At 70.6% G+C, this 5,942-nt stretch carries 6 protein-coding genes and 1 tRNA gene; 3 read left to right on the forward strand and 4 right to left on the reverse strand.

Annotated elements, in window-relative coordinates; translation table 11 throughout:
- The coding region (locus H0X00_RS20745) for an MFS transporter (protein ID WP_293774435.1) at positions 1-1,215 on the forward strand (1,215 nt) is incomplete at its 5' end.
- A 49-nt stretch (positions 1,216-1,264) separates the two neighbouring features.
- Here H0X00_RS20745 and H0X00_RS20750 read toward each other — a convergent pair.
- A tRNA-Tyr gene (locus tag H0X00_RS20750) sits at positions 1,265-1,345 on the reverse strand.
- Positions 1,346-1,552: 207 nt separating this feature from the next.
- Here H0X00_RS20750 and H0X00_RS20755 point away from each other — a divergent pair.
- Both H0X00_RS20755 and H0X00_RS20760 read left to right on the forward strand, forming a co-directional pair.
- On the forward strand, positions 1,553-1,999 hold the full coding sequence (locus H0X00_RS20755; protein WP_367186715.1) for a YajQ family cyclic di-GMP-binding protein: 447 nt from the start codon (positions 1,553-1,555) through the stop codon (positions 1,997-1,999).
- Complete coding sequence (locus H0X00_RS20760) at positions 1,996-2,430, forward strand: PaaI family thioesterase (RefSeq protein ID WP_293774438.1); 435 nt, start codon at positions 1,996-1,998, stop codon at positions 2,428-2,430. Before H0X00_RS20755 ends, H0X00_RS20760 begins: the two co-directional genes overlap by 4 nt.
- Before the next feature lie 123 nt (positions 2,431-2,553).
- On the opposite strand, the gene H0X00_RS20765 is transcribed toward H0X00_RS20760, so the two are convergent.
- The 3 genes from H0X00_RS20765 to H0X00_RS20775 form a co-directional block, all read right to left on the reverse strand.
- Entirely contained in the window at positions 2,554-4,296 is a 1,743-nt protein-coding gene (locus tag H0X00_RS20765) for a heparinase II/III family protein (protein WP_293774440.1), read from the reverse strand.
- A gap of 254 nt (positions 4,297-4,550) precedes the next feature.
- Entirely contained in the window at positions 4,551-5,045 is a 495-nt protein-coding gene (locus H0X00_RS20770; RefSeq protein WP_293774442.1) for a hypothetical protein, read from the reverse strand.
- A gap of 27 nt (positions 5,046-5,072) precedes the next feature.
- A partial coding sequence (locus H0X00_RS20775; protein ID WP_293774443.1) for a diacylglycerol kinase family protein occupies positions 5,073-5,942 on the reverse strand: 870 nt, incomplete at its 5' end.

Here is a 5,942-nt window from a genome sequence, read left to right on the forward strand (position 1 = left end):
GCCCTACGCCGGGTGAGCGCCACCACCGGCACGCCACCCGCGAAGGTGGAGGCCGCCGCCGGCCCGGCGCGCCCGTTCGCCCTGACCGTGCTGCTGCTCGCCTCGACGCTGACCGTGATGGCCACCGCCTTGGTCTCCCCGGTCATCGCGGTGATCCGCGACGACCTGGGGCTGAGCGGCACCGCGGCCGGTCTGCTGCTGACCGCGCACTGCTTGGTGATCGCGCTGGCGAGCCCGCTGGCCGGCATCCTGATCGACCGGCACGGCGTCCGGCGGCCATTGGCGGCCGGGCTCGTCCTGTACGGCCTCGCGGGAGGCGCCGGGATGTTCACCGACAGCTACGGCACCTTGCTGGCCAGCCGGGTGCTGTTCGGGCTCGGGGCCGCGTTGGTGTTCACCGGCAGCACGGTCGGCCTGCTGAACCTCTACCGCGGCGCCGCGCAGGACCGGGTGATGGGCTGGCGCACCAGCGCCACCGCCACCGGCGCGCTGACCTGGCCGCTGCTCGGCGGTGCCCTCGGGACGTGGTCCTGGCACGCCCCGTTCGGGGTCTACCTGCTCGGGGTGGTCGTCGGCGTCGCGGCCGTGCGGGAGCTGCCCGACGACCGGCCGGAGCACCGCCCGGCGGCCGGGACCCGGGCCGCCCTCGCCGTGGTCCGGCGCAGCCCGGCCATGCTCGGCTACTACGGGCTGTTCGCGAGCTCCAGCGTCTTGCTCTACGCCCTGGTCGTGTTCCTGCCGCTGCGCTTCGACGAGCTCGGCGTCACCGACACCTTCCACGTCGCCGTGCTCGGCCTCGGCCTGTCCGTGACGATGATCGCGACCGGGTTCGCCTACGCCCGGATCCGGACCCGGCTCGGGCACCGCGGCGTCCTGCGTGTCACCTACGCCACCTGGACGGTCTCGTTCCTGCTGCTGGCCGGCACCGAGCACGTCGCGTTCGTGGTGGCCGCGTCCACACTGTTCGGGGTCGGAATGGGAATGTCGCTGCCCGCCCTGACCGTGCTGCTCGGGGACGCCTCCCCGCCGCACCTGCGCGGGGCGCTGACCGCCCTGAGCGGGACCGCGCTGTTCCTGGGCCAGTTCGGCTCACCGCTGCTGCTCGGACCGGTCGCCGACCGGACCTCGCTGACGGCCGGGTTCCTGGGGGCGGCCGGGCTCGCCGCCGCGATCCTGCTTGCCCTGTCCCGCCGCCCCGAACCGATCCCGGACTGAGGACGAGCCCCTGACCTGGGGTGACAGGTCAGGGGCTCGTTTCCCCGGGTGGCAGATCCAGGATTCGAACCTGGGAAGGTTTCCCGACGGATTTACAGTCCGCTCCCATTGGCCGCTCGGGCAATCTGCCAAGGCCGCGGGGCAGCCCGTGAGGACTGCTGGTGCGGCGGTTGGGAGGATATCCCAGGGGTCGCGGGGACCACCAAACCGATTCCCCGGCCCCGCCCGCGCCTCCCCCAGCGCCGGCCCCGAAACCAGCACCGAACTTTTTACACCGAAAGGAACCGCCGCCGTGGCCGCCGACTCCAGTTTCGACGTCGTCAGCAAGGTCGACCGCATGGAGGTCGACAACGCCCTGAACCAGACCGGCCGTGAGCTGACCCAGCGCTTCGACTTCAAGAACACCGGAGCCGAGATCAAGTGGTCCGGCGAGAAGATCGAGCTGAAGGCCGAGTCCGAGGAGCGGGTCAAGGCCATCCTCGACGTGTTCAAGGAGAAGCTGATCAAGCGTCAGATCTCCCTGAAGTGCCTCGACGCCGGCGAGCCGCAGCTCTCCGGCAAGGAGTACAAGATCTTCGCCACGGTCGAGGAAGGCATCTCGCAGGACAACGCGAAGAAGGTCTCCAAGGTCATCCGCGACCTCGGCCCCAAGGGCGTGCAGGCGCAGATCCAGGGCGACCAGCTCCGCGTCACCTCCAAGAAGCGCGACGACCTGCAGACCGTCATCTCGCTGCTCAAGGAGCAGGACTTCGACTTCGCCGTGCAGTTCATCAACTACCGGTGAACTCCCCGGCCCGGTCGGGCCTGCAGATGCTGACGGACTTCATCGCGGGCAAGGTCGAGCACCCGATGGCGAGCCTGCTCAACTACCGTCCGGTGGAGGCCGAACCGGGACGGGTGGTCTGGACGGCACAGCCGGACGAACGCCACCTCAGTTCCCGCAACGCCGTGCACGGCGGCTACCTGGCCGCCCTGCTCGACTCCGTGCTGGGCAGCGCGATCGCCAGCCAGGTCGAGGCCGGGGTCGATTACGTGACGGTGGACCTCGCGGTAAAGATGATCCGGCCGGTCGCCGCCGGTACCGTGCTGCGCGCCGAGGGCCGTTCCCTGAACGTCTCGCGGCGGATCGGCACCGCCGAGGCCTCGGTACATGACGCCGACGGCCGCCTGATCGGCCACGGCACGGCGACCATGGTCATCACCCGTCCCGGCTGATGCTGAACTCATGCTGACGACCCGACGGGCCGCCAGCAGTTTGCGAACCAGCTCGGTCAAGTTCAACGAGGCGACCGCCAAGCAGATCATCAAGGTCCGGAAGAAGGACCTCTGCCCGCGGCTCTAGCTGGGCGACATCCCGCCGCGACGGGTCGTGTCGTAGGTCCGGGTCTTGGTCCCCACCGTGATCGCGATGCGGTCCACGCCCCGGACGCCCTCCATCCACTGGGCCGACACCGGCACCCCGACCGGAGTGACCAAGACGAGCGTGATCACGCTCTGCTTGGTCGCGGCGCCGCGGTGTGCCTCGACCACCCAGTCCCGGGTCTTGTCGTTGCGCTCACGGGAGACGTAACCGCGGCTCAACGTGGCCGCCTTGGCCGGCAGCTTCCGGCCGGGCGCGGCGATCTGCAGCACCGTCGCGCGGTACGCGCCGTCCTGGGACAGGAAGGTGGCGCGGCTGACCCGACGGTCGTTGTCGACCCGCTCCTTGCGCCAGGACGGGTCCAGATGCCAGAGGACCTGCAGGGCGTGCCGGCTGCTCGAGGTGACGTCGTCGCGGACCAGCAGCAGCCGCATCGCATCGTCGACGAGCACCGTGCGGTGTCGCTCGGCGCCGGCGAAGGCGGAGTCGCGCAGCTGCCAGGTCCGAGTGTCGGCGGTGGCGGACCTGCCCACGAGCTTGGTGGACGCGGCGGACGAGAAGCGCGCGCCCTCGACGATCGGGACGTTGTGCGCGGCCAGCGACCGCGACCACTCGCGGAAGCTGTCGCTCGCGTAGCCGGAGTACCCGGAGTCGACCAGCACGTCGTGCCCGTCGGCCCAGTAGGTCATCGCCAGGTGGTCGTTGTGCCCGTGGACATAGCGTCCCGGGCCGAACCGCAGGCTGTACTGCTGGCCGGTGTCGGTCCACGAGTCACGGCCGAACACGTACCCGGCGTTGTAGACCTTGACGGTCTCGTCCGGTGCGGTCCCCTTCTTGCCGCCGCTGGCCAGCCACCGGGAGTGCGGTCCCATCGCGGCGTTGGGCCGGTCCGGCCAGGTGTCGCCGATCTCGAGGAAGGTCCCACCCGGTCGGGTCGCGTGCGCGGCGAAGGTGTCGACCGCGTCGAGGCGTTCCGCGGCCCCGCGCGGCACGGGCATCCCGCACGCGGTCAGGTGCTTCAGACCCTCGCGGTGCAGCCGCTGGATGAACGGGGCGTACCCCGGCGCCTGTTCGTCGATCGCGCCCTGCTTGTCGATGCTGCGAGCCAGCTCGTTCGCCAACCGGGACGCGGCGAGCTTGCGCCAGGAGGAGTCCCTGAGCGCGCAGCCGGAGGCCAGCAGGGACAGGCTCTGCATGGTGCCGTGGTTGTACGCGCCGGCGTAACGGTTGATGAGAACGCGGGTGTGCGCGCGGATCACCGGGGTGACCCAGTTCCGCAGGTCGCGATCGCCGTGCTGCCACATGCAGACCAGCAGCGAAGTCCGCATCGCCGTGGCGTGGTCGTCCCAGGCGCCGGTGTTCGCACCCGGGTCCGGGCGGTCACGCATGAAGTCGGTCACGATTCGCCGGGCCAGCGTCAGGTCCGCCGGGTTGCCGGAGAGCACCAGGGAGTCCATCCACTTCAGCGAGTGGAACCACAGCTGCCAGGTCGGGTCGTTGAAGGGGTCCGCGTTCCAGTTGACGTCGCCGTTGAGCTTCAGCTTCGCCGGGTCGAACACGCTGAGCTTGAGCACGCCGGCGCGGATCGACGCCGGGGTGTTCTGCTTGGCCAGACCGGACTGCCACCCGCAACCGCCGAGCGCAACCGGTGCCGCTGACGCAGGCGTCGATGGCACCACCAGCAGGCCGGCGACCAACGTCGCCGCCGCCAGCCGTGACACGCCACTCCAGCGCATCTCGCGCTCCCCCCGTCCGTGTTCCCCCGAACACGGCGCCCGACCTGAACGGTAGGGGAGGGCAGCGCAGGACCTCGGCCCGAATGGGCTAAGCGTTACCGACCTGATTCCCCAAACCGGGTCGAGGTCGGGCAATCGCCCCCTGGAGCGTTACCAGCGCATCATCGGCAGCGGCCGGCGGAGGTGCGACGAGGCGTACTTGGCGATGTTCGGGATCGCGACGGCCTTGTAGGCCTCGTTCATCGGGAAGGTCGCACGCACCTCGACACCAGCTTGCGCGGAATGCCGAAGCGCAGCTTGGTGAAGGTGACGTCGATCCAGTCGGCCTTGCGGCAGGCCTCGACCAGCGGGGCGTGCGCCCCGGTGTACGGCCGCACCTTGTGGTGGTTGTTGATCATCAGGTGCAGCTCCTCGGTCCACTCCTCGCGGCCGATCTCCTTGAGGTGGTCGGTCGCGAGGTCGCACGCCTTACCGAGGTAGTCCAGGTTTCCGGTGAGGAAGAACGGCACGTCGTGCAGCACCGTCATGATCGCGAGCTTCTCCTCGCGGAACGGCTCGGGCGCGGTGACGAAGCGGGCCCAGTTCACCATCCGGTAGCAGTGCGCCCGGTAGCCCCAGTAGCCGATGCCCAGGCCCTGCCGGTACGGGTCGAGCATCTCGTCGAGCAGGGGCAGGTCGGTCACGACACCGGTGGAGGTGACCGTGCAGGGAGTGGTCTCGAGCCGTTGGCCCACGGCAACCTCCGGAAGATGTGCTCTCAATTACAGCGCACGGTAGACCCGCAACCGCCCGGCCTTGCCGAACCGGAAGGATCGCGCCTTGTCGCCCACCTCGCCGTCGCGGGACAGGCGCAGCGGACCGGACCGGGCGTGGGCCTCGAGGCGCTCGGCGGTCCAGGCCTCGAAGGCCGGGCAACTGTCGAGCCGGCCGGTGAGGACCGCTCCGATCAACCGTGTCCGGCTGAACGGCCGGGTGGCGTCGACCAGGCGCAGGTCGAGCAGTCCGTCATCGAGGCGGTCCCGCCAGGAGGGCGCCGACCCGGGCGGGGAGTACACGCAGTTGCCGACGAAGAGCAGCCACACCAGATGCCGCGTGCCGTCGAGATCCACCTCGACCGGGTCCGAGTGACGCAGCACCCGGGACAGCGCGACCGCCATCGCGGGCCACTTGCCCAGGCGGGCTTCGAGGCTCTCCCGCGCGCGCACCATCTCGGAGTAGCCGCCCAGGCTCGCGGTGTTGAGGAAGACCTGCCGGGTCCCGTGGACATCGGCGCCGCCGACGTCCACCCAGCACGCCTCGCCCGCGCGCAGGGCGTCGAGCGCGTCCTGCACCGAGCCCAGGCCGACGTCCCGGGCGAAGTGGTTGAGGGTCCCGCCGGGGATGACCAGCAGCGGCAGGTCGTGGGCCAACGCCACCTCGGCGGCGGCGTTGATCGTGCCGTCCCCGCCGGCGACGCCGAGCACGGTCGCCGTGGCCGCCGCGGCGCGCAGCATGGCCATGACGTCGTCGTCAGGCCCGACGGTCCGCAGGTCGGCGGCAGGCAGCGCCTCGCGCACCGCGCGAGTGAGCTCGTCGTCCTTGCCGTCACCGGCGGACGCGTTGAGCACGATGACAACGCCGGAGCCGTCGGC

This window comes from Sporichthya sp. (assembly GCF_013815995.1).
Classification (GTDB): Bacteria; Actinomycetota; Actinomycetes; order Sporichthyales; family Sporichthyaceae; genus Sporichthya.